This window comes from Ruegeria sp. CDSC068, from assembly GCF_059610545.1.
On the sequence record NZ_JBXWNV010000003.1, the window covers coordinates 286,838 to 313,306 of the forward strand.

The following is a 26,469-nucleotide window of genomic DNA, read 5'->3' on the forward strand; positions in this document are numbered from 1 at the left end:
GCCAATATCTCCCGGGGGAGTCGCGCAAAGCGCGGCGGGGGCAGCGCTCCTATTGCCCCCAATCCTGATCCTGCATCTCGCGCAGGCGCGACGCGGTGCGTTCAAACTCAAATGTGCCTTCACCTTCGACATACAACATCTCGGGCTCTGCCGCAGCTGAACAGATCAAGCGGACTTTTCCCTCATACAGTGCATCGATCAACGTTACGAACCGTTTGGCTTCGTTAAAATTATTGCGCGACAGGCGCGGGATGTCCTCAAGGACCAGAACTTTGACCTCTTCCGCGATGGCAAGGTAATCTGCCGGACCCAGCATCCTTCCACAAAGGTCGTAAAAACTGGCCCGCGCCACGCCATTTCGAAAGGCGGGCAGTTCTACCGCACGACCGTTGACCTGCAGGATCAGCGGGTCCGCCGCCCCCCCGGCCAGATCATTCCAGACACTGCGAATACTCTCGCGCGCCTCGGGACCTATCGGCGTAAAATAAACAGGCGCGCCTTCCAGTCGGTTTTGGCGATAATCCGTGGGTGAGATCAGCTCCCACACCTCAAGCTGTTCTTTGATATGTGCAATGAAAGGCAAAAATAGCTGACGGTTTAGCCCGTCCTTGTACAGGTCATCCGGATGGCGGTTCGATGTCGTCACGACCACGGTGCCACCTTCGTGCAGCAGATCGAACAGACGACCAACAATCATCGCGTCCGTGATATCGGTGATTTGCATTTCGTCAAATGCCAGTACGCGCGCGGACTTGATCACCGAGGCGGCCACCGGAGCCAACGCGTCTTCAACTCCATCCTTACGGGCCTTGTGCATGCCTGCGTGGATTTCCTGCATAAAGGCGTGAAAATGCACTCGGCGGGCGGGGATGTCTGCCAAAGAGTCGACGAACATATCCATCAGCATGGATTTTCCGCGCCCGACTCCGCCCCACAGATATAAACCTTTGGGCGGCGGCGGGGCTTTTCGAAAGAACCCCCGTTTCACAGGTTCGGCCAATGCCGCCCGGATACGTTCGAAATGAGGAAGAACGGCCTCTTGAGCGTCGTCTCTGGTCAGGGTGCCGTCGGCTACCTGCGTGTCATAAAGCGATATCAAACCCGTCATGTTTTGAGGCATAGCGCCCGGTTTGCCCGTTGAAAAGCAGCCATTTCTCGGGCGCATCAATTTTGCTGATCCGTGACCGCAAAACTCCTGAATTGACGCACAAACTAAACGCGGTAACGTCTGGTTCTTGAACGCCCGAGGACCTAATGCCCCAACACACGCGCTTGCTGAACCCCATCCTGATCGTCGGATGTATCATCATCACCGTCAGTTTTGCCGTGCGCGCATCGTTTGGCGTGTTTCAGATCCCCATCGCAGATGAATTCGGCTGGCTGCGCTCGGACTTCTCGATGGCAATCGCAATTCAGAATTTGGCCTGGGGCATTGGGCAGCCGATTTTCGGGGTCATCGCCGAAAAGGTCGGCGACAGGCGCGCGATTATTCTTGGGGCTCTGACCTACGCGGCGGGTATGGTTCTGTCGGCCTGGTCCGTCACTCCGTTCGAGCACCAAATGTACGCATGGCTTGTGGGGTTCGGTATCGCGGGAACAGGATTTGGTGTGGTGCTTGCCGTGGTGGCGCGGGCATCGTCGGACGAAAACCGCTCTATGTCGCTTGCGATTATCACAGCTGCTGGCAGTTTCGGTCAGGTTCTGGGGGCGCCTACAGCCGAATGGATGCTGAGCTTTATGCCTTGGCAGCAGGTGTTCATCGTATTCGCTGCAGCTATCTTGGCACTGGTGCTGACACTGCCGTTCATGCGCGCCCCGCAGGCCGCCAGCAAGGCAGAGATCGAAGAAAGCATGAGCCAGATCCTGACCAGGGCTTTCCGCGATCCATCCTATACGCTGATCTTTCTGGGCTTTTTCAGCTGCGGTTATCAGCTTGGCTTCATCACCGCACATTTCCCCGCTTTCGTGACCGAGATGTGCGGACCCATACAACCCGGTGGCGTACTGCATTCTATTGGCATCACAACCACATCAGCACTGGGGGCCGTGTCAATTTCATTGATAGGCCTGGCAAATATTGCGGGCACGCTGCTGGCGGGTTGGGCCGGGAACCACTTTCCCAAAAAATACCTTCTGGCAGGTGTCTATACGGCGCGCACACTTGCGGCGGCGGCCTTCATCGTGTTCCCGATCACGCCCCTGTCGGTCATCGTGTTTTCGCTGGTCATGGGTTCGCTTTGGCTTGCCACCGTTCCGCTTACTTCGGGGTTGGTCGCGCATCTCTACGGACTGCGCTACATGGGAACGCTGTATGGGATCATCTTTTTCAGCCACCAGGTCGGCAGTTTCCTGGGCGTCTGGTTGGGCGGGCGCATGTATGACCAGTACGGCGACTACACCATGGTCTGGTGGATCGGAGTCGCAATTGGGGCGTTCAGTGCCATCGTCCACCTTCCCATTCGCGAAAACCGCCCAACGCCCGTCACCGCCTGAGCTACAGCGCCTCTTCGACCGTCAGTAGACCTTCTTGCAGCAGTCGGTCCGCCCAACCCTGTGGGCCGGTAAAGTGGTGCGTCTGCCATCCACGGGCGCGCGCCGTTTCGATATTTTCGAGTCGGTCGTCGGTGAACAAAAGCGCCTCGGGCGGTAGTCCACAATCCGCTTCGACCATTTCATAGATCGGAACATGCGGTTTGACGGTCTGCATCCGCCCTGACACGTATTGTTTGTCGAACTCGTTGAGGAACGGGTAAACCGTCGTCGCATAGTCGAAATTTTGCACCCCGAAATTGGTCAATGCAAAAACCGGCACGCCTTTGGCCCGCAAGGCCCGTTGCAGACGGATCGAGTGGGGGATCTCGGGCGCGGCAAGTTCGATCCACTTGTCGTGCCACATGCGGATTTCATCCCGCCATTCCGGGTATTTCTCGGCCCAATCATAGATTGTGTCAGTGAAGTGATGACCCTGGTCAACCAGGTCGTTCATCCCGTGCAGGTCAACTTCCGAGAACATGGCACGACGGCGCTCTTCCCCGATGACCTGGTCGTAATAGCGTTCGGGTTGCCATTCGATCAGAACATTCCCGATGTCAAAAACAACAGCTTTCACCGACATGTACGTACCTGTCTTCTTGTTCCTTAGTTGGTGCCACTGAACCAAGCGCGACGGGATTGTTCAAGGCACAACCGCAGCGCGCAGCACTGCCCGGCCCAATTGTCAAAGACGCATCTATGATGCGTCGCTGGCAAGCGGGAGGATTAGCCCCGCTGCGCAGCCCTTAACTCACGTTCCAGGGCGTCCAAAAACCGGGATCGGTCAGCTTTGCCAAAGGGTTTTCCGCCGCCACCCGCGCCCAATGGGTTGGATGCGCGCAAGTCGGCCATCAAATCACGCATGGCCAGTTGCTGGCCGATATTGGCCGCGGTAAAGGCTTCACCGTTTGGACGGAGGACCCGAGCGCCGGCCTCAACACATTTTGCGGCCAGCGGGATATCCGAGGTTACCACTACGTCCCCTGCGCCGCATCGTTCGGCGATCCATTTGTCTGCCTCATCCGCACCCTCAGACACGATGACCACCTGCACCAATGGGTTTGCAGACGGCCGCAAGCCACCGTTTGACACCAGTGCCATCGGAACTTTGTGCCGGGTTGCAACCCGTTCAGCCTCGGCTTTCACGGGGCAGGCATCGCCATCGATATAGAGCGTCGTCACGCTTTCCCGGCCTTCTTCTCGGTCTTTTCAGCGGGTTTCTTGCGCACTTTGAACTCGTCCGGGATTGGCATCCGATTGAATGCATCCAAACCAGCGATCTTATAGGCCTCGGCAAGGGTTGGATAGTTGAACGTATTCTGCACGAAGTAATCCACCGTGCCCTTCAGATTCAGGACTGCCTGCGCGATATGGATCAACTCTGTCGCACCTTCGCCCACGATCTGCACGCCAAGCACCCGGCGGGTTTTCAGTGAAAACAGCATCTTCAGCATGCCGTGCTCCAACCCCATGATATGCCCACGCGAAGTCTCCCGGAACCGCGCCACGCCGACTTCGTATGGGATGCCGCGTTCTTGCAGTTCCTCTTCGGACATGCCGCAAGTTGAGATCTCGGGGACCGAATATATGCCGTAAGGATACCAGGGACTTTCCGGCAGGGTAGGGGTTTCCAGCGCGTGACATGCAGCCACACGGCCCTGTTGCAGCGAGGTTGAGGCCAATGATGGGTGCCCAATCACATCGCCAGTCGCGTAGATATGCGGCACTGCAGTTTGATACGTCTTGCGATCCACGTCGATCCGATTGCGATGATCGGTTTCCAAGCCAACGGCCTGCAGGTTCAATGCCGATGTCGCCCCCATGCGCCCGGCGGCGAACAGTAGCATCTCAGCTCGCACGTGGCGGCCATTCTCGAGAGTCACTTCGACATGGCCCCCAGCGTCTTCTATCTTTTGAACGGCTGAGCCCAGACGTAGGTCCACGCCGTTTTCGCGGATCTGATGGGTGAAATCATGGATTAGGCGGGTGTCGATGAAATCCAGGAAGGTCTCGCGCGGTTCGATCAACGTCACCCGAACGTCCAATGCCGAGAACATGGTGGCGTATTCCACGCCAATCACTCCGGCACCTATCACGACCAGCGAGCGCGGAATCTCTGCCATCTCAAGAAAGTCGTCACCGTCCACAACGGTCTTTCCGTTGAATGGCACATAATCCGGGCGATAGGTTTTTGTTCCGGTTGCGATCAGGAACTTGGCCGCCGTAAGTCTCGTTGTCTCGCCGGCATCAGTGGCAACCTCAATCTCGTGAGGCCCAACGAATTTGGCCAACCCGTTCAGGGTCTCCACATGGTTGCGGTTGAATTGGTGTTCCAGCACGTCAACTTCATGATCCAGCGTCATATGCAGACGTGCCTTCAGGTCTTCGGCCCGGATCTGATCTTTGACGCGGTACGAGCGGCCATAGAAGCTGCGCTCGCGCCACCCGGACAGGTTCAGTACCGTTTCACGCAGGGTCTTTGACGGGATCGTTCCGGTGTGGACGGACACGCCGCCAAACCGATCCTTGCGATCGATCACCAGAACACGCCGTTGCAGTTTGCCCGCCTGTATCGCGGCCGAACGACCCGAGGGGCCGGACCCGATGATGATCAGGTCATAGTCAAATTTGCTCATGCCTCAGTCTCCGTACAGTGCCTCGGCGTGGAAGGTGATGTGGTCTTCCATGAAGGTCGACACGAAGAAGTATGAGTGGTCATAGCCTGGCTGAAGACGGAAGATTGCCTGCTGACGACGTTCCGCTATCGCCTGCGCCAAAGTTTCTGGGCGCAACAGGTCGATGAATTGGTCATTCGCACCAGTGTCAATCAGAATAGGGCCGTCAAAGCCGATTTCTTTCATAATGACCGAGGCATCGTGTTTGGCCCATGCCGTCTGATCATCGCCTAGGTAGGCGCTGAGTTGCTTGCGACCCCAATCCGCACCCGTCGGGTTTGAAATGGGTGCAAAAGCGGACACAGACCGGAAGCGCCCCGGCAGGTTCATAGCCAGTGTCAACGCTCCGTGCCCTCCCATCGAATGTCCGGTTATGGCCTGACGCTCCGCGTCGATTGCGAAGTTTTCGGTCAGCAAAGCAGGCAATTCTTCGCCCACGTAATCCCACATATTGAAATGCGGCGCCCAAGGCTGCTGCGTGGCGTTCAGATAGAACCCGGCGCCCTGGCCCAGATCGTAATCATCGTGATCGGCAACACCCTCACCACGCGGCGAGGTGTCCGGGAAGACCACCGCGATGCCTTGTTCAGCCGCCCAGGCCTGCGCGCCTGCTTTTGTCATTGCGTTTTCATGGGTGCAGGTCAGGCCTGACAGATACCACAAAACCGGAACCGGGCCGTCTTTGGCCTCGGCCGGCAGGAATAAGCCAAAGGTCATGTCGCATTGGCAGGCAGTCGAGGCGTGGCGGTAGACGCCCTGAACGCCTCCGAAACATGCATTTTCCGAAAGGGTTTCCATTTGGTTTCGTCCTTACGTTGGGTTTGCGACATGGCTATCCTTACACGCTCGATACGTAAAGGCTGCGCGGCTTTGGTGTGCCATTTTTCACAAGGCTTAAATCAGGGCGTTCCGACCCAGGCGATGACCAATGGCACCGTCAGAATGCTGGCCGCTGTGGACAGTAGTATCGCAGCTGATGCACGGTGCGGGGCCACCCTGTAATGGGCGGCCAGCATATACACGTTACCCGCCACCGGCAGTGCCGCGGCGGCGATTGCGACAGAAGCAGGAAATGCAGCCACGGGCAAAATCCAAATCAACACAACGGCAACGCAGACAGGGTGAACGACAAGTTTGCAAAAGCTCAGCCAGCCTGCAATGTGAACGCGTTCGGCGGATTTGCTGGCCAGAGAAGCTCCGATAGCGAACAGGGCACCCGGGGTCGCGGCCCCGCCCAGAATTGTCAGGAAATCGTTCAATGGGACAGGAACAGGAATCTGCAACGCGGACCAGAGCATTCCCGCCGAGATCGAAACGATCATCGGATTCTTGATCAACCCGATCCCGATCAGTCGGAAGGTTGCAGGTTTCAACCGCCCGTCGCGCCCGCCATTTATCAAGATGACGATCAGGGATGAAAAAACCACCAGATCAACCGTCAGAACCAGCATAACCGGGCCAATCGCGGCTTCGGTAAACAGCAGCGCCAGCATGGGCAGGCCCAGAAAACCGACATTGCCGATGGCCGCGCATTGCGCCTCTACCGCTGCGGTCGGGATATCAAGCCGACGTATCCATGCGACAACCGTCGCCAAGACGTACACAGCGGCGGTTCCGATCAAGTATCCAACGACTAGCCTTGCATTGAAAATATCAGCAAAGGGCAGGGTGGCGGCAAAGCGAAACAGCATGGCCGACAGCGCAAAATAGAAAACGAATTTCGTCAGGTACGCCGTTGCTTCTTCAGAAAAAAATCGACTGCGCCCAGCCCAGTATCCCAAGCCGATGATCGCAAAAAAGGGCAGTGTGCGCAGAAAGATATCGACCATGTGCAAAGTGGTAGCACGTAACACACAGGCTGCAAGATATGACGGGCCAATTATAGGGCTTTGGGGACGCGCGTTGTAAATTAACTTAACTGGTTAATCGAAAACCTAACGTCATCTGTGTTGCCAGATGCCTGCTAATTGTGCGATTTGTTGTATCTGAACTGAACGGTTTAAACATTTGTCACCCAATCGACCGAAGGAGAGTACATGACCGAAGCAGCCGTCATTCTGCGTACAGGCCGAAAATTTGATCAGGTCCTGCGCGGAGCCCGAGAGGTTTTCATGGCGGATGGTTTCGAAGGTGCAAGCGTCGACGATATAGCCCGTGCTGCCGGGGTCTCTAAGGCCACGCTATACAGCTATTTCCCCGATAAGCGGCTGCTTTTCATGGAAGTGGCGCAGGTCGAGTGTAGACGGATGGCGGAAAACGTCGTGGCGATGGTGGACGATTGCAAACCGGCACGCGAAGTTCTGACAATCGCTGCAACAGAGCTCACGAGTTTTTTGGTCTCGGACTTCTCGCAACAGATGTTCCGCATCTGCATCGCCGAGCGTGACCGGTTCCCGGAGTTGGGCCAAACATTTTATGAGGCCGGGCCGCAGAACGGTCAGCGCCAGATGGTCGAGTATCTGGAAAAGGCGGTCAACAAGGGAGAGTTGGCCATCGACAACCTGCAATTGGCAGCCGAACAGTTCAGTGAACTATGCAAGGTTCGGATTTGGACCCGCGCTGCCATTGGCGTTCAAAAGAGCTTTTCCAAAGCAGAGTTGGATGCAATTGCGACGCAGGCCGTTGATATGTTCATGGCGCGATACGGCGTCTAACCTGCAGCATTTAGTCACGAGAAAGACGTGAACGACCCGCACCCGGCAAGCCGGATGCGGGCAAAATAAGTTACTCGATAAAAGTCTTGGCGAGCCGGTCACTGATTGGTTGTGACAGGTAGCTGATTACTGCGCGCTCGCCGGTTTTCACAAACAGATCCGCGGGCATTCCTGGCAACAGATCCAGTGCGGCGACTTCGGTGGGTTGATCGGCATCCAGTTTCACCCGGGCTTTGTAATAAGGCTCGCCTGTGCGATCGTCCTCCAGCGCGTCGGCTGAGATGTCAAAAATCCGGCCGCTGGCTTCAGGCACATCGGTCTGCGTAAAGGCTGACAGGCGAATGCGCGTTGCCTGACCGATCTGCAACTTGTCGATGTCGGCGGTCTTGATACGTGCTTCGACGATCAGGGCTTGATTGGCGGGAACAATATCCATGATCGCCTCTCCGGGGCGAATGACGCCGCCGGTTGTAGATACTGCCAAATTAACGACCCGCCCGCTGGAAGGGGCCAGGACCTGTGTTCGTTTCAACCGTTCCAATGCCCCTGAATATTGTGACCGGATCAGATCAAGCTGGGCATCCACAACCGCAAGCTCTCCGGCGATCACCTCGTCGCGCAGCTTTTGTTGGCTGAGCAGGGACAGTTGCAACTCTTGCATCTGGTCCTGGGCCTGCGCGATCTGGGTGCGCAACGACGCATCGACACCGCCCAGACGTTCCATTTCGATCTGGCGCGCGCTGACCCGTGTGACGGCCACAAGCCCTTTGTCCAGCAAGGATTTCAGATTGGACAGCTCAACCTGCGTGATGTCCTTCTGGTTTTGGGTCGAGAGACGTTGTTCGTTCAGGCCGGCGATCTGATTGCGCAGCCCCTGAATGCGTTGCGCGTTGATTTGAGCCTCGGTCCGGCGGGCGCGGGCTTCGGCGTCAAATAGTTGTTTCTGCGTCAGGTAAGGCGACAACCAATGCAGCCGCTGCATTCCATCGCTGAACCCGGCCAAAGCGGTTGGCTCGTCAAACCTGTCCGTGCCGTTAATCTGCGCCAGCAAGCGGGCGCGCCGGACCGACAACTCGCCCAATTGGCTGCCCAGAACACTCAGATCTACGTCGAAATCTGAGGTGTCAAGCCGTACGAGGGGCTGACCTGCCTGAACGAATTCACCATCCGTGACCAAGATCGAGTCAATGATGCCACCGTCCAGATGTTCAACCGTTTTGCGGTCACCTTCCACCACAAACGATGCTGGCGCGACGACCGCCCCATCCAGTTTCGAGGCGAAGGCCCAATAGATGCTGCCGCCGACGAAAGCCATCAGGGTAAACAACCCAAACAGGACATAGCGTTTGATGCCAGAGGCTTCGGTCGTGATGTCCAATACTTGCACATCCTGGGCGGTAAGCACGTTCGGGGATTGTGTGCGTTTCATCAACTTGGTCATTGGGCAGCTCCGCTGATCTGAGTTGTATTGGCAGAGCGCGCGGTAGGTTCCTGCGCCCCGGATTGAGTCGGTTTGTCCAGAACGTTCCGGCGATTGACCTTAAGGACGTCCTCTTTATCCCCGAACTGTGTTTGAGCGCCGTTTCGCAGAACCATTACTTTGTTGGCAGCCTGCAACGTTGCAGGACGATGGGTCATGACGATGGCAATTGCGCCGCGGGACTGCGCTGCCGTGATCGCATCACGCAGGGCCTGTTCGCCTTCGGCATCCAGATCCGAATTCGGCTCGTCCAAAATCAACACAAACGGATCGCCATAAAGCGCCCGGGCTAGTGCCAGCCGCTGACGTTGACCACCGGACAAAAAGAACCCCCGACCGATGCGCGTTTCATATCCATCGGGAAGGGCGCTGATCATTTCGTGCACACCGGCTTCGCGTGCGGCACGCAGCACTTCGGCATCGTCTATGGCGACAGAGAAGCGCCCGATGTTTTCGCGGATCGTGCCGTCGAACAGCTCGATATCCTGTGGCAGATAACCGATCTGTTTGCCCAGATCCTCGTGGTTCCATTTGGACATCGGGCTGCCATCCAGCAAAACCTCGCCCCGTTGGGGGTGCCAGATACCGGCAATCATCTTGCCCAAGGTGGTCTTGCCCGAACCGCTATGCCCGATAACTGCCAACACATCTCCGGGCACAAGGCCAAAGTCGATCTGGCGGAGCGAGGCGTTGACGGCGCGCGGGGGGCCTGCCTGCGCAATCTTGACGTCCAGAGATTTGAACGCGCGCGGCAGGTGCAGATTGGGTGGGGCTTCGGCAAACTCTTCGGTCAGTTTAGTCAGCTTGGAGTAAGATCCGCGCGCGGCCAGAAAGCTGCGCCACTGACCGATCAATTGGTCAATTGGGGCCAATGCGCGGGCCAGCACGATGGTTGCCGCGATCATGACGCCAGCGGTGGATTCTCCGGTGATGGCCAGTGCCGCGCCAAGCCCCAGAATGGCCGATTGCAAACCCATCCGAACGGTCTTGGACACGACAGAAAAACTGGCAACCCGGTCAGCGGCGCGGGTCTTGTGCTGATGGGCTTCCGCCTGAAGCGAGGTCCAGCGTCGCAGCAAATCGGATTTCATGCCAAGCGCTTGAACAAGCTCGGCGTTTTTATCACTGATGCTGAACAAGGCATCTGAACGACCGCGCGCTTGCGAAGCCGACCGCATCGGTTCCCGGGCGCGCGAGTTGTTGATCAGAGCCATGATCGTCAGCATGACGGCACCGGCCAAACCAAGCAGACCCAGATACGGGTGTAGGGCATAAAGGACCAACAGATAGAGCGGGATCCACGGCGCGTCGAAAAACGCGGTCAGCGTGGTTCCCGAGATGAATTCGCGAAAGCCGTTCACGTCTTCGACAAGGTTTTCACCAGCATCGGCTTCACCATGGACACGGCGGCGCATCGCAGCGCCAAGAACTGGGGCACCAACGTTCAGCTCAAAGCGGGCGGCCAGACGTCCCAAAATGCGCATCCGCATCAGGTCAAGGCAGGCGACCACGACGAATACACCGGCCAACAATGCTGACAGCGCGATCAAGGTGTCGACATTTTGACTGGTCAGGACGCGGTCGTAGACCTGCAACATGTAAAGCGGACCGGCCAGCATAAGAAGGTTCAGAAACAAGCTGAAGAAGGCAACTGCAACAAAACCCTTGCGCAACGACCCCCAGGCGGCTTTCACGGGATTGGTTTTCTGGGACATCAGGGAACCCTTTCCGGTTTGGCAAACGGGGCGGCAAGGGCCGCCCCGCTGTTGTTCAATTAGACGATGAAGTCGTTTTCGCTCAGATCGGCGGCATCGACACCGGCCAGACGGATCGAGCCTGCGTCGCCGAAGCTGATGACGGCGTCGTCACCATCCTGAACGGTACTTGGACCGCCGTCGAAGTCAGGACCCAGATCTCCGATCTGAATTCTGTCGACGCCCGTTTCAAAGTCCGAGATTGTGTCATCACCGAAGGTGCCCTGGAACAGGAAGGTGTCAGCGCCTTCGCCACCGATCAGGACGTCATTGCCGCCCTCACCGTTCAGCAGGTCATCGCCATCCGCGCCGTTCAGAACGTTCTCCAGATCGCTGCCGACAATCACATCACCATCGTCAGAGCCGATGACATTCTCGATAGAGACCAGCACGTCGGTTTCGATCTGATTGTCGATCACGTCCAGACCGACAACTCCGGTGCCGCCTGTTGCATCAACATCAAGCGTCGCGCCTGCGTCCACCAGCGTGTCCTGCACGACCGGGCCGTTTGCGCCCGCTGGTGCGTTGTGCAGATGGATGGCTGATACGACACCGGGGATCGGCGTGTTCAGGTCGGCCTCGTTAAGGCCCACAACGCTCAACTCGCTCGAGTAGGTGACTTCGCCTGTTGCCAGGTTCTGAGTGATGACAACGGTCGCGTTGCCGGTGGCTTCGCTATCCGATGTCGGCCCGGGTTCTTGCGATGCGTCCAGACCGCCGCTCAGCGAAACTGTGCGGATGCCGTTTTCGGTTACATCGCTGTCGACCAGCAATTGCCCGCGAATTTCCCCGGCAGGAAAGTCGGAGGTGTGAATGTTGTAGTACAGATTGCCCAGAACGGCCTCTTCTACAAACCAGCCTCCATCCGGGATATTCGCACCAAACTGGTCCGGAGCCACAACAGCCGCATCCACGATCGAGACGTTGAACCCGGTATCGCGCGTGGCGGTGCCGTTGCCATTGGCGTCCAGACGGACCTCTACCGCAACATCCAGATCCGAGAAATCGGCTGTGTCGATGCCGCCGCCTCCGTCGATGAAGTCATTGCCCAGACCACCGGTCAGAACGTTGTCTGCATCGCCAGCGATCAGAACGTCATCACCTGCGCCACCGTTGATGTCGCCATTAGTGGCGCCCAGATCGACGAAAATGTCATTGCCGTTGCCCAGCAGGACATTGCCGTTGATCACTCCTTCGTCGTCGTTGACGATGGTAACGTCACCAGCATCCGATGCATCGATCGCATTTACAGTGCCTCGGATCTCGCCTTCGTTCAGGATCGCACCCAGAAGGTTCAAGCCGCCATCGATACGAATACCGGCTGCAGCGTCCGACTGGTCGGACCCGGCGATGAGACCTTCGTTGATGACAACTCCGGCAAAAGACGCGTCTTCCTGACCCGTGAACAGGCGCAGACCATCGCCAACCTGATTGCCCTCGCTTACATCGCCGCGGCCTTGCAAGACACCTTCGTTTACAATCGCTGCCGAGACGACATCGCCTGAAATGTCACCGGTTTGCAGCGAAACAGCCGAGCCGTTGTTGCCCTCGCCCGCGTCCACCAGACCAGTGTTGGTGAAGGTGTAGTTGTCTGCCGTGCTATCAGCGTAGACTGTGCCGTTGCGCTGATTGCCTGTACCTAAAATGGCACCCAGGTTCTGAACGGAAAGCCCGTTACCATCGATGTTCAGTGCCCGGCTGTCCGAGGAAACGGTGCCACTATTAACAAACGACCCGCCCGAATGGTCACCAGTGCCAAAGTAGACACCGTTTTGCACACCTTCGATGGCACCCGCGTTAAGCAATGTGCCCTGGAAGTTCACGCCATTGACAACTCGGATGCCGGCGACCGTGCCGTTGGCGCCTTCAGAGAAAATCCCGCCAAAGTTGGAGATCGTCGCATCGGTAGTGCCGGTGTTGCCAACGTTGCCGATACGAATGCCATCACCGGCAAGCGGCGTGGCCGCACCCGCGTTTCCGCGCCCGTTGATCACGCCCGTGTTTTCCAGTGTGAATGTGTTGGCACCATCTTCTGCACCACCGATTTCCACACCAAAGCCAGAACCCTGATTGCCGTCACCAGCGTCAATCAGACCTGAGTTCTGTACCGAGAAGTCATCCGCGGTTCCGTCAGCGTAAACCGTACCGTTGCGCTGATCTTCGGTGCCAAGGATGTTGCCTTGGTTGTCGACCTCAAGCCCCGTGCCATCAATGTTGAAGGCCCGGCTGTCCGAGGACACAACTCCTCCTGCTTCGTTGACGAAACGGCCACCCGTATGATCCGCGTTGCCAAAGTAGACGCCGTTTTGGACACCCGAGATTGTGCCGGCGTTGGTAAATTCGCCCTGAAAGCTCACGCCATCCACAACGCGCGCACCGGCTACAGTGCCGATGGCACCTTCCGAGCGCACCTCGCCACGGTTGACAATGGTCGCTTCGGCGATGCCCTGATTTCCGGGGTTGCCGATGCGGATACCATCTCCGGCCAGGCCTGTGCTTGCTGCGCCGTTGCCCCGACCCTGGATCAGGCCATCGTTTTCCAGCGAGAACGTGTTGGCACCGTCTGCGGCTCCACCAATTTCTGCTGCAAAACCCGAGCCCTGGTTGTGCTCACCCGCGTCGATTGTGCCATTGGCCAGATTGCGGACCGAGAAGTCATCTGCGGTGCCATCGGCATAAACGGTGCCGTTACGCTGGTCGTCGTTTCCCAGAATGTCGCCGCCATTGATCAGGTTGACACCTGAGCCGTCGATGTTCACCGCGCGGCTTCCGGATTGGATGGTGCCAAAGTTCAGCACGTCCAGATCATGTTCACCATTGCCGATGTAAAGGCCATTGCGCGGGCCTTCGATCACGCCGGTCGACGTGTTCAGGATCTCGCCTTCGGCGTTTACGCCATCCGCGATGCGGATACCGGCGGCCGTGCCTTGGTTGCTTTCGGTCGAGATCAGACCGCTGTTGACGATCTCGGTTTCCAACGTGGCACCTTCGGCACCGTCGTCAATGCGAATGCCGTCGCCGGCCAGCCCGGTATTGGCGGCCCCTTGGCCACGGCCTTGAATTGTCGCGCCAAAACCGTTGAAGATGTCGGTTTCCACGCGATCGCCGACCTCATCGCCGATCTGCAACGAGATGCCCGCGCCCTGGTTGCCTTCGCCCGCGTCAATCGTGCCACCCGTAAAGTTCGAGATCGAGATGTCTTCGGCAGTGCTGTTGGTGTAAATCGTGCCATTGCGCTGATCGCCGGTGCCGATGATGTCACCGAAGTTGCGCACATCAATGCCTTGGCCCTGAATGTCGACTGCGCGGCTGTCAGAACTAATTACGCCGCCGCGGAAGTTGTCCAGGCCGCCCGAGCTTTGAGCACCTGCAAACTGAACGCCGTTAAATTCACCCGCGATCTCACCAAAGTTGCGAACCTGTGCGCTGCCGGTGACCTGAACGCCGGTGGCCAATGCGTCGGGGCCGTTGTTCGCCTCGATCCGCCCAGAGCGGAAGTTGAACACATCAATATCCTGCCCCTGCGCTTGAACGGCGGCAACGGCGGCAACGGCGTTGTTGGTGATGATTTCACCAAAGTTCAGCAGACGCGAGAAGTCATTTGCCAGCACGAAAGCCGGGGTGTCATCTACAACGGTGCTTTGAAAGAAGTTGTTGAAAAGGGTTTGGCCGTCGCGGGTGGTCTCTTGCGCTATTGTAGACGTGGTCAAGAGACGAGCGCGCAGGCTTGTCAGAAGTTGGGACAGCATGGGGTACTCCGTCATAAATTGTTACGTTTGGCAGTCCGCCCTGTGTGTCGGGCATTCCACGTAGCAAAGGGGTAGACGGCACCCCGGGTCATCTGAAATTCATCCTGCAAATCGGCCGTATAACCAACGCAAATAGTCACGGTTTCCGTGAGAATCCGGAAATGCCACATCAAATAAATCAACAGGTTACAATTTTCCTGCCACGCGTGATGTTCTATTCGAATGCGCCGGTTAACAGTTTTGTCAGCGGAGTTGATCGGGATTTCATGCAGTTTTACCCGCTTTAAGGTAAATAAAGGGGTGGTTTCGAGCCGCTTTTGTATGACCGCAGAGAGATTGAGCGGATGAATTTCAGAGATTTGGAGTATGTGCTCGCCATTGCAAAACATGGCAAGTTCAGTCAGGCGGCGGTTGCGTGCAACGTTTCGCAACCTGCACTATCGAACCAGATCAAGAAGCTGGAACACGAACTGGGTGTTGAACTGTTTCTACGACTAAATAACGAAGTGCGCCCAACGGCATTTGGTCAAAGCATCCTCAAAATAGCTGAATCCATCCTGTCTGATGCACAACAGATCCGCGACACTGCGACCCAATACCGCGACCCCGAGGCCGTCACGTACCGGATTGGCATGACGCCAACGCTTGCACCCTACCTGACGCAGTACTTCTCAGGGTTGTTCAGCGATCTGTACCCGCGGATGCGTGTGACCATGATCGAGGACCTTCCGCAAAACATGTTGCAGATGGTGGAAGATCATCAATTGGACATGGCGCTGGTGGCCAAAGTCAACAACAGCGACGCTCTGGCTTTCACGTCAATTTGGGCCGAGCCGTTGTTTCTGGCCATGCGTGAAGGGCACCCACTTTGTATGCTTCCCTCTATTGCGCCAGAGGATGTGCCTCCGCATGACTTCATCCGGCTTCCTCACAGTTTTGGCTATGAACTTGAGGACCGTTTGCCCAAAGCTGATCCTGCGATCCGAGTCGCCAAGCGGTTTGATCTGAGCGCGCTGAGGTTTGAAACGATCTGCCGACACATTTGTCATTCTGATGATTGTACAATTGTGTCGGCCCTGGCTGCCGAGCAATTCAAGCGAGACAAGTGGCCCTTGTGCTTTGTTCCTTTTGAGGGGCCCGGCAACCTGCGTAACCTTGGTGCTGCGACCCGCCCGGGATGTCCTAGAACTCAAGTTTTGAACCGTGTGGGTGCATATATTCAAGATCAACCCCCGGTTGGTGTTGCGCCGACCTTCACGCCGTAATCACTCGTCAATCTTTGCAATCATCAATGAAACCGAGATGTGTAGTCTCTCGGCTTTGCGAGGTGCATTGGTTCACACATTCCTTCAACTCTCAAAGTGAGTTGACAATGGATTTTGTATTTTGGATACATTGAGCACAGATTTCGCGGCGATGAGAGTCGTCAGAAATTGCTTGGTCAACAAAAGCAACGCGAAAGCCGATTGAAAATTTTCTGGGAGACAATCATGAAACTCAAATTTTTGGCTGCAACAGCGGCTATTGCCCTGTCCAGCGCAGCCGCGCAGGCCAACACGCTGGTTTATTGTTCAGAAGGCTCACCCGAGGGGTTCGATCCCGCACTGTTTACAGCCGGAACCACATTTGATGCCTCATCGCACCCGATCTACAACCGCCTGCTGGAATTCGAAACCGGCACAACCAACGTTATCCCCGGTCTGGCCGAAAGCGTCGAAGCCAGTGATGATGGCCTGGAGTACACATTCAAGCTGCGTCAGGGTGTGAAGTTCCATTCGAATGACGAGTTCACGCCGACCCGCGATTTCAACGCGGATGACGTGATCTTCTCGTTCATGCGCCAAAAGGATGACAGCCATCCCTATAATCAGGTGTCTGGCGGTACGTGGGAATACTTCAAGGGTATGGGTATGCCCGATCTGGTCGAGTCCATTGAAAAGGTCGACGACTACACCGTCAAATTCACTCTGACCAAGCCTGAGGCGCCGTTTGTTGCCAACATGGCGATGGACTTCGCTTCGATCCTGTCTGCAGAATATGCAGATGCGATGATGGAAGCCGGGACGCCTGAAAAGCTGAACACCGCACCCATTGGTACTGGCCCGTTCTCGTTCTTAGCGTATCAGAAAGACGCCGTGATCCGCTATGCCCAGAATGCCGACTACTGGAAGGCACCTGCGGATGTTGAAAATCTGATCTTTGCGATCACTCCGGACGCATCCGTGCGCTATCAGAAGCTGAAGGCCGGCGAATGTCACATCATGCCGTATCCGAACCCGGCTGACATTCAGGCGATGCAGGATGATGCCGACATCAACATGTTGGAGCAGGAAGGCCTGAACGTTGGCTATCTGGCCTACAACACAACAATGGCGCCCTTCGACAACCCGAACGTCCGCAAGGCGTTGAACATGGCAATCGACAAGAACGCGATCATCGACGTGGTGTTCCAGGGCTCGGGCCAGGTTGCAAAGAACCCGATCCCGCCGACCATGTGGGGCTATAACGACGCGATCACCGACGATGCCTATGATCCAGAAGCGGCCAAAGCGATGCTGGAAGCCGAAGGTGTTTCCGACCTGTCGATGAAGGTATGGGCAATGCCGGTACAGCGTCCGTACAACCCGAATGCGCGCCGTATGGCTGAACTGATCCAGGCGGATTTCGCGAAGGTTGGCGTGGACGTCGAGATCGTGTCTTACGAATGGGGTGAGTACCTGTCGCGTTCGAAAGATCTGGACCGTGATGGTGCCGTTCTTCTGGGTTGGACCGGTGACAATGGCGACCCAGACAACTTCCTGGCGGTCCTACTGGGTTGTGACGGTCGTGAAGCGTCGAACCGAGCACAATGGTGCCATGAGCCGTTCGAAGATCTGATCCTGAAGGCCAAACAGTCCACGGATCAGGCTGAACGTACCAAGCTGTATGAAGATGCCCAGGTCATTTTCAAAGAGCAGGCTCCGTGGGCAACCATTGCGCACTCGGTCGTTTACATGCCGATGAGCAATAAGGTTCAGGGCTATAAAGTGCACCCGTTGGGCGGCCACATCTTCTACGGTGTGAGCGTCGAATAAACCACCACTCAACGGCCGGAGCCGCCCAATTGGCGGCTCCGGTTTTCTTTATTGGGAGGTCGGCGCGAATGCCGGATTTGTCCGAGTACCAACAACTGGCAAAGGACATGTCAGTAGATGCCGTGGCACTGGTGCCCGGTCCGAATTTTACCCGCGCTTTGGTAAAACCCTTCATGAGCAACGAGCGACCCTTTGTGGTCGTGATCCCGGCCGAAGGCGTACCGGCAGCGATTGTGCCGAACCTAGAACTGGGCTCTTGGGCGCTGGTCGGGTTTGACGGCGCTGTCTTCGACTGGCGCGATCAGACAGGCTATGACGATGCCTTCGCGGCACTGGCTGAACATATGCCGTCGCGATCTCTGGCGGTCGAAGGGCAGGTGATGCGCGTCTTTGTCTCCAAGGCATTTACCAGAGCCCTGCCCAACTTGCGGATCGTGGATGCTGAGCGCGAGATTTCCGGCCTGCGCATCATCAAGACGGACGATGACATTGCAGCGCTGCAAGCGGCAATTGATATCTCGGAACGAGCACTGGAACGAGTCATTGCGGATGTTCGTGTTGGTCAGACAGAAGTACAGATTGAGCAGGCCTTGATCCAAACGCTGTTCGCAGAAGGGGCTGCGTCGCTGGCCTTTTCGCCTATCGTGACAGCCGGAGGAAACTCGGCTCAACCGCATGGTAAAGCGCGCGCGGATTATCAGATCAAAGCAGGCGACGCGCTGCTATTCGATTTCGGCGCACGCAAGCATGGGTTTGCCGCCGACATCACACGCACCTTTTTTGTCGCCGAAGCCTCAGATGAGGGCAGGGCGGTCTACGACACGGTTTTGCGTGCCAACCTTGTCGGGTTCGAAGCTTGCCGACCCGGCGTAACGGCCCACGATATCGACGACGCGGTGACCAGCGTGCTCGAGGCCTCGCCCTATGCAGATCGTATCCGCACCAAGACCGGTCATGGGCTGGGCCGCGATGTGCACGAAGCGCCCTACATCATGCGTGGCAACGGCCAGATCATGCGCGCGGGCATGGTTTGGACAAACGAGCCGGGCCTCTATGACCTGGACAATTTCGGCGTTCGGATCGAAGATGACGTACTGGTGACCGAAGACGGTTGCCGGTCGCTGACCAGCTTTCCCAAAGAACTAACAATCATAGGCCGCTGATGTTTGGCTATTTCCTTACCCGCCTCGGCATGTTCATTCCGACATTTCTGGGCGTAACACTGATCTCGTTCATGTTCATTCGGGTGCTTCCAGGCGATCCGATCATCGTTATGGCCGGTGAACGCGGAATGTCCGAAGAACGCTATCAGGAAATGGTCGAGAAGCTTGGCTTCGACAAACCGGTTCTGCAGCAATACTGGGACTATCTGGTTGGTGTGTTGCATGGTGATTTGGGCGAAAGTTTTGTCACCAAGAAGCCGGTTTGGGACGAATTTTTTGCCCTGTTTCCCGCGACGCTGGAACTGTCGATCTGCGCCATGATTTTTGCTGTCGCTTTAGGGCTGCCTGCTGGCGTTATTGCCGCTGTGAACCGGGGCAAATTCTTCGACCGGGCGCTGATGTCTTCTGCGCTGATCGGGTATTCCATGCCGATCTTCTGGTGGGCGCTGTTGTTGATCATCGTGTTTTCCGGCAACCTTGGTTGGACGCCTGTCTCAGGCCGGATCGACCTGCTGTACTACTTTCCAAGCGTCACGGGCTTCATGTTGATCGACAGTCTGCTGTCCGGGCAGGAGGGGGCGTTTGGATCGGCTGTACGCCATCTGATCCTGCCGACCATCGTTTTGGGCACGATCCCTTTGGCCGTAATTGCACGCCAGACCCGTTCGGCCATGTTGGAAGTGTTGGGTGAGGATTACATCCGCACGGCCCGCGCCAAGGGCCTCGCCCCCGCGCGGATCAATGGGCTGCATGCGCTGCGCAATGCGCTGATCCCGGTGATTACAGTGATCGGCCTGTCGGTCGGCACTTTGCTGGCCGGAGCGATCCTGACCGAGACAATCTTTAGCTGGCCTGGCATCGGCAAGTGGATGGTCGACAGCATTTTCCGCCGCGACTACCCGGTGGTGCAGGGCGGCCTGCTGATGATCGCCGTGATCGTCATGCTGGTGAACTTGCTGGTCGATGTCCTTTACGGCGTCATCAACCCCAAAATCCGGAGGCGATGATGGCTGAATTGTCCGCGACCCCACCAAGAACCGAAGACCGCCCCAGCGCTCTGCGAGAGTTCTGGTATTACTTCAGCGAAAACCGCGGTGCGGTGATGGGCCTTTGGGTCTTTGCCGCTTTTGTCTTCTGCGCGGCCTTTGCGCCTTTGTTGGCCCCTTACGACCCGACTGAACAATTCCGCAATCACATCCTGCAACCCCCTGCGTGGCAAGAAGGCGGCAATTGGGCCTTCCCGTTGGGCACCGATCCACTGGGCAGGGACATGCTGTCGCGGCTGATCATGGGATCGCGTTATTCCTTCTTTGTCGGCATCGTGGTGGTTTGTGTGGCCGTGACGGGTGGGGTGATTGTCGGCCTGCTGTCGGGTTTCGCGCCCAAATGGGTCGATACGATGATAATGCGGGTGATGGATATCATCCTGTCCTTCCCCTCACTGCTGCTTGCGCTGGTTCTGGTTGCTATCCTTGGTCCCTCGTTGACCAACGCGATGATCGCCATCGCCATTGTGTTTCAACCGCATTACGTGCGTTTGACCCGGGCATCTGTGTTGGCAGAGCGGCAAAAGGATTACGTGACCTCGGCTCGCGTTGCCGGTGCCAGCAAGGCCCGACTGATGTTCAAGACTGTGCTGCCGAATTGTCTGGCTCCGATTATCGTTCAGGCGGCGCTGTCGTTTTCGACCGCCATTCTGGATGCCGCAGCCCTTGGCTTTCTGGGCATGGGAGCGCAGCCGCCCACGCCAGAATGGGGCACCATGCTGGCCGAAGCGCGTGAGTTTATTCTGCGCGCGTGGTGGGTAGTGACGTTCCCCGGTCTGGCCATCCTGGTCACGGTGCTGGCCATCAACCTGATGGGCGACGGTCTGCGCGATGCGCTGGACCCTAAGCTAAAGCGGAGCTGACGACATGAGCCTGTTGGATATCCGAAACCTCACTGTCGAATTCGCAACCGCCTCGGGTCAGTTCCGCGCCGTGGATGGCGTTGATCTGTCCGTCGACAAGGGCGAGTTGATGGCCATCGTCGGCGAAAGTGGCTCGGGCAAATCGGTGTCGATGCTGGCATTGATGGGTCTGCTACCCTGGACGGCCACAATTACGGCCGACCAACTAAGCTTTGAAGGCATTGATCTGACCAAAATCTCGGCCCGTGATCGCCGCAAGATCATCGGCAAAGACATTGCCATGATTTTTCAGGAACCGATGTCATCGCTTAACCCTTGTTTCACGGTTGGCTTCCAGATCAAGGAGGCCTTGCGCATCCACCTGGGTCTGAACCGAAAGGACCGCCACCAGCGCGCCATCGAACTGTTTGATCAGGTCGGCATCCCCGCACCGGAAAGCCGCCTGAACGCGTTTCCGCACCAGATGTCCGGCGGCATGAACCAGAGGGTGATGATTGCGATGGCCATCGCCTGCAAACCCAAGCTGTTGATTGCGGACGAGCCGACGACGGCGCTGGACGTGACAATTCAGGCGCAAATCCTTGATCTGCTGGTTCGCCTACGGGATGAGCAGGGCATGGGTTTGGTCCTTATCACTCATGATATGGGCGTTGTCGCCGAGACCGCCGAGCGGGTGCAGGTCCAATATGCTGGCCAAAAGGTCGAGGAGCAGGCAGTCAAAGACCTGTTCCGCACCCCGCGTCACCCCTACACAACTGCGTTGCTTAACGCGCTTCCGGAACGGGCGACGTCGAAGATGCTGCCTACTATTCCCGGCGTCGTTCCAGGGCAGTTTGACCGGCCAAAAGGGTGTCTGTTCAGCCCCAGATGCCAATATGCGGATGATCTGTGCCGATCGTTGCCCCCAACTCCGCACAGTGCGGAGTTCGGCAAGGCTCGTTGCCATTACGTTGAAAAGATAACAACCGGAGAGCTGGCATGACCGCCCCCATCGTTCAGGCCAGTGATTTGGCCAGGTTCTACACCGTAAAAGGCGGGTTGTTGTCGAAGGCCGCAACGGTAAAAGCCTTGTCTGGCGTGGACTTCGAACTGCAACCGGGCAAAACGTTGGCGATCGTAGGAGAGTCCGGTTGTGGGAAGTCCACCCTCGCAAGGGTGGTGACGATGATCGAAGAACCAACCTCGGGTAGTCTGACCATCGATGGCGTTGAAATAACTCCGTCGAAATGGGCCCAAATGCGTGAAACTGTGCAGATTGTGTTTCAGGATCCCTACGGCTCGCTCAACCCGCGCCAACGGATCGGTCAAATCCTGCAAGAGCCATTGATAATTAACCGCCGCGAGATGTCCGCAGCCGACCGCGAGGCGCGCGCGCGTGAAATGATTGACCTCGTGGGTTTGCGCCCCGAACATTACGACCGCTACCCACACATGTTTTCGGGCGGGCAGCGGCAGCGGATTGCAATCGCCCGCGCCTTGATGCTGAACCCCAAGGTGCTGGTGCTGGATGAGCCTGTTTCAGCACTGGACGTCTCAATCCAGTCGCAAATTCTGAACCTGCTGGTCGAACTGCAGGAACGTCTGAACCTTGCCTATCTGTTCATTTCGCATGATTTGTCGGTGGTGAAGCATTTTGCCGACGACGTGATCGTTATGTATTTAGGCCGCGCGGTTGAGAAGGCACCGAAAGAAAAGCTGTTTGCTGCCCCTCGACATCCTTATTCCAAGGCTCTTTTGTCGACAACACCTCGCGCAGATCCCGACGCGCGAAAGGATCGGATCAAACTGGAAGGCGAGCTTCCGTCCCCGATGAACATCCCCAAAGGCTGTGCCTTTGCACAACGGTGCTGGCTTGCAACCGAAGAATGCCGCGCCGCGCCACCAGAACTGAGCGGGTCAGACCACAAAGTGGCGTGCCTGCATCCACTGTGGTAGGGATGGGGGACCTTCAGCCAGTTTCGCCTTTCCGTGTCTTAATAACCATCGCCAGCAACTGATCCTTGGTCCGTTGAATATGCTTGGTCAGCAGTTCACCTGCGGCATCAACCTGACGTTTGCGTGCCAGCGACAAAAGCTGTCGGTGGTCTAGCTTGGCGGGCTCGCGCTGTTCCATAACGCTGAGATGCATACGGACATAGCGGTCCGATTGCAGATTGACCCTTTGCAGGATCTCATTGGTCAACCCACGATCAGCAGCAGCATAAAGGGCTTTGTGGTATTCATAGTTCAGGCTGCCCCATCGCCCGACATTGTAAGCTTCGTAAGACCTTTCCATGTCGTCGAGCAGCTTCTCGCATCTGGCGAAATCAGCTTCCGTCATCTGCGGAATGGCCCGTCTAAACAGGTCAACTTCCAAAAGAACGCGAAGGTCAAAAATCTCGCCAATTTCCGAAAGCGAATGCGAAGTCACCGATGCACCACGGTTGTTAGTCAGCTGCACAAGGCCTTCGGCATCCAGCCGTTTTAATGCTTCGCGGATCGGCATGCGCGAAACATCGTAATCCTCGGCAAGGGCCTCCTGACGGATGGTTTCACCTTCGGCCATCTCTCCGCTTAGGATACGTTCCCGCAGATCATTTGTGATGACTTCTGGAAGACTTTGACGTGCGATCGCGCGGGTTCTGGGCATAAGAGTGGTCTCGGTCGGTGTAAGTTGTATCCAAAATACAAAATGAGCGTTCGATTTCCAAGGGTCTTACATCTATTGATAACTTTAAGTTGCTCGAACGTTCCAGCAGGCCAGCAACGATGCGGTATTCGAACGCGAAGGAGGGGTGTAGTGGTCAGTCAACGTTTCCTGCCCAAGGGGGCGATTTCCGTCGACGTTCTTTATGATGGACCACCCAAGGCCTTTCATTTCCTGTTGCTGCCTAATACCACGATGTTGGCGTTTAGCGCAGCGATTGAACCCTTGCGTATTTCAAACCAACTGGCCCGAAAGCAATTGTTCGAATGGTATGTCCTGTCAGCAGATGGCGCGCCGGTCACGTGTTCGAACGGAATCCGCATTCAAGCCGACCAACCCATGCATGATCTGGAGCAGGGGGCTTATACCTTCGTGTGTTCCGGCACTGAGCCGATGGCTTCGTTTGACACCCGGGTTTTGAATTGGATCCGTCGGCAAAAGGCACATGGATGCGATTTTGGCGGTATCTGCACCGGGGCCTTTGCCTTGGCCAAGGCAGGCCTGATCGGCGACAAGAAGTTTACCGTTCATTGGGAAAACCGCCCCGGGTTTTGCGAGTATTTTCCGACAATGACGCCAACCCAGAGTCTGTACGAGATTGACGGCAAGCTGCGCACTTGCGGGGGAGGGCACGCCAGCACCGATATGATGCTGGAAGTGATCGAGGAATTGTTCGGCAACGCCCTGGCCATCAACGTGTCCGAGATGTGCTTGCACCGACGCGTCGGAGAAAGTGGCAGCAATCAAGTTTCGCCAGTCTCGGCCCTTTTGGGGACGCGCAACGCCAAGCTGGTCGAAGCTGTCCAAATAATGCGAGACAACATTGAATCGCCGCTCAGTCTTGAGGCGGTAGCGGATCAGGCGTCTCTGTCCAGACGCCATATGGAACGGCTGTTCCAGCAGCACACAAAGATGTCGCCCGGCCAGTATTACAACAACCTCAGGCTAGATCGTGCCTTCGCCCTTTTGAATGAAACCGACCTCAGCGTATCCGAGATTGCCTTTGCATCCGGGTTTTCCAGCACGGACAGGCTTTCAGTTCATTTCCGAGGCCGGTACAATGTTTCGCCGCATAACTTCCGCAGATCGTGGTCGCACGAAAGTGGCAACTAAGACCGTTGGTGAGACTTGGATACCGAGGTGCAATCCAGCTCTGGACTGCCACAGTGGATTGACCGAGCGGGGCGTTCCCTTCATCTTCAATTGCGTGATCGACACTTCGCTGCGCCTGCCATTGCGCAATTTTGAAGCACCGTTTTTTGCCAGCATAGCGTTGGCCCCTTTATCATGGACGTTATCATGAACACATCCGGTATCCGCAACGAAGGCATGCGTATTGGCGGCGAGATTGTCTTTACCGATGCTAAAATCCCGGTCCACTACCCCTACACGAGTGAGGTTGTCGGTACCGTCCCTGCCGGTACTTCTGAACATGTACGCAAAGCTTTTGAGATCGCCGCAAATTACACGCCCAAATTGACGCGTTACGAACGCAGCGAGATTTTGCGGCGCACCGGCGCGTTGATTGGTGAGAATCGCGAAAACCTCGCAAAGTGGCTGACGCTTGAGCTTGGCATCTGCCATCAGCACTCGATCTATGAAACCAGGCGCGCGCAGGACGTTTTTCAGTTCGCTGCCTCCGAGGCCCTGAAGGACGATGGTGAGGTTTTCTCGTGCGATCTGACCCACAACGGCAAGGCGCGCAAGATTTTCACCAAACGCGAGCCGGTCAGAACCATCAGCGCAATTACACCGTTCAATCATCCTCTGAACATGGTCAGCCACAAGATTGCGCCGTCCATTGCCACCAATAACTGCATGGTGTGCAAACCGACCGAGCTGACCCCTCTGACTGCCCTGACGCTGGCGGACATACTGTACGAGGCAGGGCTGCCGCCCGAAATGTTTCAGGTCGTGACTGGCTGGCCGCAGGACATAGGCGATGAGATGATCACCAATGAAAACATCGACATAATCACCTTCACGGGCGGTGTGCCGGTGGGCAAGATGATCGCGTCCAAGGCAGGTTACAAACGGCAGGCACTGGAGTTGGGCGGCAACGATCCTCTGATCGTTCTGAATGATCTAAAAGACGCCGATCTGGACAAGGCCGCCAGCATAGCCGTAGCCGGGGCCACAGGAAATTCGGGGCAACGCTGTACCGCGATCAAACGCATTCTGGTTCAGGAAAGCGTGGCAGATAGATTTGTGCCACTTGTTCTGGAAAAGGCAAAAGCGATCCGGTTTGGTGACCCTCAGGACCCGGAAACGCAATTGGGTTGCGTTATCCATGCACGAGCCGCCGAGTTGTTCGAAAACCGCGTGCTGAAGGCTGCGCAAGAGGGCGCAGAAATCCTCTATCACCCTGGCCGTGTCGGTGCACTGTTGCCGCCGATCGTCGTCGACAAGGTGCCCCACGGCAGCGAGTTGGTGATGGAAGAAACATTTGGTCCAATCGTGCCGATCGTTCGTGTTCCAGATGATGATGCGCAAGTCATGCAGATCTCAAACGGCACCGCATTTGGTTTATCTGCGGGTGTCTGTACAAATGATCTGAACCGGGCGATTACCTACATCAACGGTTTGAACGTTGGCACCTGCAACATCTGGGAACAGCCCGGCTACCGGATCGAAATGTCTCCTTTTGGCGGCATCAAGGACAGCGGCAACGGCGTCAAGGAAGGCGTGATCGAGGCGATGAAATTTTTCACCAACGTCAAAACTTATTCACTGCCCTGGCCCGAGTGACTTTTTAGCCCTCTTTCTGTTGCGGGAAATTGTGACAATTGCACA

The 26,469-nt window shown here is 56.7% G+C and carries 21 protein-coding genes; 11 read left to right on the top strand and 10 right to left on the bottom strand.

Annotated elements, in window-relative coordinates; all coding sequences use genetic code 11:
- Positions 1-49 precede the first annotated feature (49 nt).
- Positions 50-1,108: a cell division protein ZapE gene (gene zapE, locus AC2FID_RS08685; RefSeq protein ID WP_282119425.1), complete on the bottom strand. Its 1,059-nt coding sequence runs from the start codon at positions 1,106-1,108 to the stop codon at positions 50-52.
- A gap of 146 nt (positions 1,109-1,254) precedes the next feature.
- Between zapE and AC2FID_RS08690 the strand changes: the two genes are divergently transcribed.
- A complete protein-coding gene (locus AC2FID_RS08690; RefSeq protein ID WP_282169501.1) occupies positions 1,255-2,493 on the top strand; it encodes an MFS transporter in 1,239 nt (412 codons plus the stop codon).
- Position 2,494: 1 nt separating this feature from the next.
- Here the strand turns inward: AC2FID_RS08690 and AC2FID_RS08695 are convergent, their stop codons facing one another.
- The 5 genes from AC2FID_RS08695 to AC2FID_RS08715 all read right to left on the bottom strand — a co-directional run bounded on the left by AC2FID_RS08695 (position 2,495) and on the right by AC2FID_RS08715 (position 7,036).
- Positions 2,495-3,115 carry an HAD family hydrolase gene (locus AC2FID_RS08695; protein ID WP_108859718.1) on the bottom strand — a complete coding sequence of 207 codons (621 nt, stop codon included), beginning with the start codon at positions 3,113-3,115 and terminating at the stop codon, positions 2,495-2,497.
- Between the two features lie 143 nt (positions 3,116-3,258).
- The gene (locus AC2FID_RS08700; protein ID WP_058272080.1) at positions 3,259-3,714 is read right to left on the bottom strand and encodes a YaiI/YqxD family protein; all 456 of its coding nucleotides are present in this window, start codon (positions 3,712-3,714) and stop codon (positions 3,259-3,261) included.
- Positions 3,711-5,168 carry a Si-specific NAD(P)(+) transhydrogenase gene (sthA, locus tag AC2FID_RS08705; RefSeq protein WP_282119428.1) on the bottom strand — a complete coding sequence of 486 codons (1,458 nt, stop codon included), beginning with the start codon at positions 5,166-5,168 and terminating at the stop codon, positions 3,711-3,713. Before sthA ends, AC2FID_RS08700 begins: the two co-directional genes overlap by 4 nt.
- Positions 5,169-5,171: 3 nt before the next feature.
- Positions 5,172-6,005: an S-formylglutathione hydrolase gene (gene fghA, locus AC2FID_RS08710; RefSeq protein ID WP_496836389.1), complete on the bottom strand. Its 834-nt coding sequence runs from the start codon at positions 6,003-6,005 to the stop codon at positions 5,172-5,174.
- A gap of 101 nt (positions 6,006-6,106) precedes the next feature.
- The gene (locus tag AC2FID_RS08715) at positions 6,107-7,036 is read right to left on the bottom strand and encodes an AEC family transporter (protein ID WP_282169498.1); all 930 of its coding nucleotides are present in this window, start codon (positions 7,034-7,036) and stop codon (positions 6,107-6,109) included.
- 207 nt (positions 7,037-7,243) lie between these two features.
- On the opposite strand from AC2FID_RS08715, the gene AC2FID_RS08720 reads away from it, so the two are divergent.
- Complete coding sequence (locus AC2FID_RS08720; RefSeq protein WP_282169497.1) at positions 7,244-7,861, top strand: TetR/AcrR family transcriptional regulator; 618 nt, start codon at positions 7,244-7,246, stop codon at positions 7,859-7,861.
- Between the two features lie 70 nt (positions 7,862-7,931).
- Here the strand turns inward: AC2FID_RS08720 and AC2FID_RS08725 are convergent, their stop codons facing one another.
- The 3 genes from AC2FID_RS08725 to AC2FID_RS08735 are packed head-to-tail and all read right to left on the bottom strand — an operon-like array spanning position 7,932 to position 14,844.
- A complete protein-coding gene (locus AC2FID_RS08725; protein ID WP_496836391.1) occupies positions 7,932-9,302 on the bottom strand; it encodes an HlyD family type I secretion periplasmic adaptor subunit in 1,371 nt (456 codons plus the stop codon).
- The gene (locus AC2FID_RS08730; RefSeq protein ID WP_496836393.1) at positions 9,299-11,056 is read right to left on the bottom strand and encodes a type I secretion system permease/ATPase; all 1,758 of its coding nucleotides are present in this window, start codon (positions 11,054-11,056) and stop codon (positions 9,299-9,301) included. Before AC2FID_RS08730 ends, AC2FID_RS08725 begins: the two co-directional genes overlap by 4 nt.
- A 59-nt stretch (positions 11,057-11,115) precedes the next feature.
- The gene (locus tag AC2FID_RS08735) at positions 11,116-14,844 is read right to left on the bottom strand and encodes a beta strand repeat-containing protein (RefSeq protein ID WP_496836395.1); all 3,729 of its coding nucleotides are present in this window, start codon (positions 14,842-14,844) and stop codon (positions 11,116-11,118) included.
- 344 nt (positions 14,845-15,188) lie between these two features.
- Here AC2FID_RS08735 and AC2FID_RS08740 point away from each other — a divergent pair, with 344 nt between their 5' ends.
- From AC2FID_RS08740 to AC2FID_RS08770, 7 genes are all read left to right on the top strand, one after another.
- Positions 15,189-16,109, top strand: coding sequence for a LysR family transcriptional regulator (locus AC2FID_RS08740; RefSeq protein WP_282119434.1), 921 nt, complete (start codon positions 15,189-15,191; stop codon positions 16,107-16,109).
- A 225-nt stretch (positions 16,110-16,334) separates the two neighbouring features.
- Positions 16,335-17,918 carry an ABC transporter substrate-binding protein gene (locus AC2FID_RS08745; RefSeq protein ID WP_282119435.1) on the top strand — a complete coding sequence of 528 codons (1,584 nt, stop codon included), beginning with the start codon at positions 16,335-16,337 and terminating at the stop codon, positions 17,916-17,918.
- A 68-nt stretch (positions 17,919-17,986) separates the two neighbouring features.
- Entirely contained in the window at positions 17,987-19,081 is a 1,095-nt protein-coding gene (locus AC2FID_RS08750; protein WP_496836397.1) for a M24 family metallopeptidase, read from the top strand.
- Entirely contained in the window at positions 19,081-20,088 is a 1,008-nt protein-coding gene (locus AC2FID_RS08755; RefSeq protein WP_282169492.1) for an ABC transporter permease subunit, read from the top strand. Before AC2FID_RS08750 ends, AC2FID_RS08755 begins: the two co-directional genes overlap by 1 nt.
- Entirely contained in the window at positions 20,085-20,990 is a 906-nt protein-coding gene (locus tag AC2FID_RS08760) for an ABC transporter permease subunit (RefSeq protein WP_496836399.1), read from the top strand. The genes AC2FID_RS08755 and AC2FID_RS08760 overlap by 4 nt, the downstream gene beginning before the upstream one ends.
- Positions 20,991-20,994: 4 nt before the next feature.
- Positions 20,995-21,972, top strand: a complete 978-nt coding sequence (locus AC2FID_RS08765; protein WP_472725037.1) for an ABC transporter ATP-binding protein — start codon at positions 20,995-20,997, stop codon at positions 21,970-21,972.
- The gene (locus AC2FID_RS08770) at positions 21,969-22,925 is read left to right on the top strand and encodes an ABC transporter ATP-binding protein (protein ID WP_496836400.1); all 957 of its coding nucleotides are present in this window, start codon (positions 21,969-21,971) and stop codon (positions 22,923-22,925) included. Before AC2FID_RS08765 ends, AC2FID_RS08770 begins: the two co-directional genes overlap by 4 nt.
- A gap of 13 nt (positions 22,926-22,938) precedes the next feature.
- On the opposite strand, the gene AC2FID_RS08775 is transcribed toward AC2FID_RS08770, so the two are convergent.
- A complete protein-coding gene (locus tag AC2FID_RS08775; protein WP_496756039.1) occupies positions 22,939-23,619 on the bottom strand; it encodes a GntR family transcriptional regulator in 681 nt (226 codons plus the stop codon).
- 150 nt (positions 23,620-23,769) lie between these two features.
- On the opposite strand from AC2FID_RS08775, the gene AC2FID_RS08780 reads away from it, so the two are divergent.
- On the top strand, positions 23,770-24,789 hold the full coding sequence (locus tag AC2FID_RS08780; RefSeq protein WP_496756041.1) for a GlxA family transcriptional regulator: 1,020 nt from the start codon (positions 23,770-23,772) through the stop codon (positions 24,787-24,789).
- A 186-nt stretch (positions 24,790-24,975) separates the two neighbouring features.
- Positions 24,976-26,424, top strand: a complete 1,449-nt coding sequence (phnY, locus tag AC2FID_RS08785; protein ID WP_496836402.1) for a phosphonoacetaldehyde dehydrogenase — start codon at positions 24,976-24,978, stop codon at positions 26,422-26,424.
- Positions 26,425-26,469 lie beyond the last annotated feature (45 nt).

Bases quoted from the DNA above. Each gene is read 5' to 3' on its own strand.
- zapE (WP_282119425.1), bottom strand. From the start codon at position 1,108: ATGACGGGTTTGATATCGCTTTATGACACGCAGGTAGCCGACGGCACC.
- AC2FID_RS08690 (WP_282169501.1), top strand. From the start codon at position 1,255: ATGCCCCAACACACGCGCTTGCTGAACCCCATCCTGATCGTCGGATGT.
- AC2FID_RS08695 (WP_108859718.1), bottom strand. From the start codon at position 3,115: ATGTCGGTGAAAGCTGTTGTTTTTGACATCGGGAATGTTCTGATCGAA.
- sthA (WP_282119428.1), bottom strand. From the start codon at position 5,168: ATGAGCAAATTTGACTATGACCTGATCATCATCGGGTCCGGCCCCTCG.
- fghA (WP_496836389.1), bottom strand. From the start codon at position 6,005: ATGGAAACCCTTTCGGAAAATGCATGTTTCGGAGGCGTTCAGGGCGTC.
- AC2FID_RS08715 (WP_282169498.1), bottom strand. From the start codon at position 7,036: ATGGTCGATATCTTTCTGCGCACACTGCCCTTTTTTGCGATCATCGGC.
- AC2FID_RS08720 (WP_282169497.1), top strand. From the start codon at position 7,244: ATGACCGAAGCAGCCGTCATTCTGCGTACAGGCCGAAAATTTGATCAG.
- AC2FID_RS08725 (WP_496836391.1), bottom strand. From the start codon at position 9,302: ATGACCAAGTTGATGAAACGCACACAATCCCCGAACGTGCTTACCGCC.
- AC2FID_RS08730 (WP_496836393.1), bottom strand. From the start codon at position 11,056: ATGTCCCAGAAAACCAATCCCGTGAAAGCCGCCTGGGGGTCGTTGCGC.
- AC2FID_RS08735 (WP_496836395.1), bottom strand. From the start codon at position 14,844: ATGCTGTCCCAACTTCTGACAAGCCTGCGCGCTCGTCTCTTGACCACG.
- AC2FID_RS08740 (WP_282119434.1), top strand. From the start codon at position 15,189: ATGAATTTCAGAGATTTGGAGTATGTGCTCGCCATTGCAAAACATGGC.
- AC2FID_RS08745 (WP_282119435.1), top strand. From the start codon at position 16,335: ATGAAACTCAAATTTTTGGCTGCAACAGCGGCTATTGCCCTGTCCAGC.
- AC2FID_RS08750 (WP_496836397.1), top strand. From the start codon at position 17,987: ATGCCGGATTTGTCCGAGTACCAACAACTGGCAAAGGACATGTCAGTA.
- AC2FID_RS08755 (WP_282169492.1), top strand. From the start codon at position 19,081: ATGTTTGGCTATTTCCTTACCCGCCTCGGCATGTTCATTCCGACATTT.
- AC2FID_RS08760 (WP_496836399.1), top strand. From the start codon at position 20,085: ATGATGGCTGAATTGTCCGCGACCCCACCAAGAACCGAAGACCGCCCC.
- AC2FID_RS08765 (WP_472725037.1), top strand. From the start codon at position 20,995: ATGAGCCTGTTGGATATCCGAAACCTCACTGTCGAATTCGCAACCGCC.
- AC2FID_RS08770 (WP_496836400.1), top strand. From the start codon at position 21,969: ATGACCGCCCCCATCGTTCAGGCCAGTGATTTGGCCAGGTTCTACACC.
- AC2FID_RS08775 (WP_496756039.1), bottom strand. From the start codon at position 23,619: ATGCCCAGAACCCGCGCGATCGCACGTCAAAGTCTTCCAGAAGTCATC.
- phnY (WP_496836402.1), top strand. From the start codon at position 24,976: ATGAACACATCCGGTATCCGCAACGAAGGCATGCGTATTGGCGGCGAG.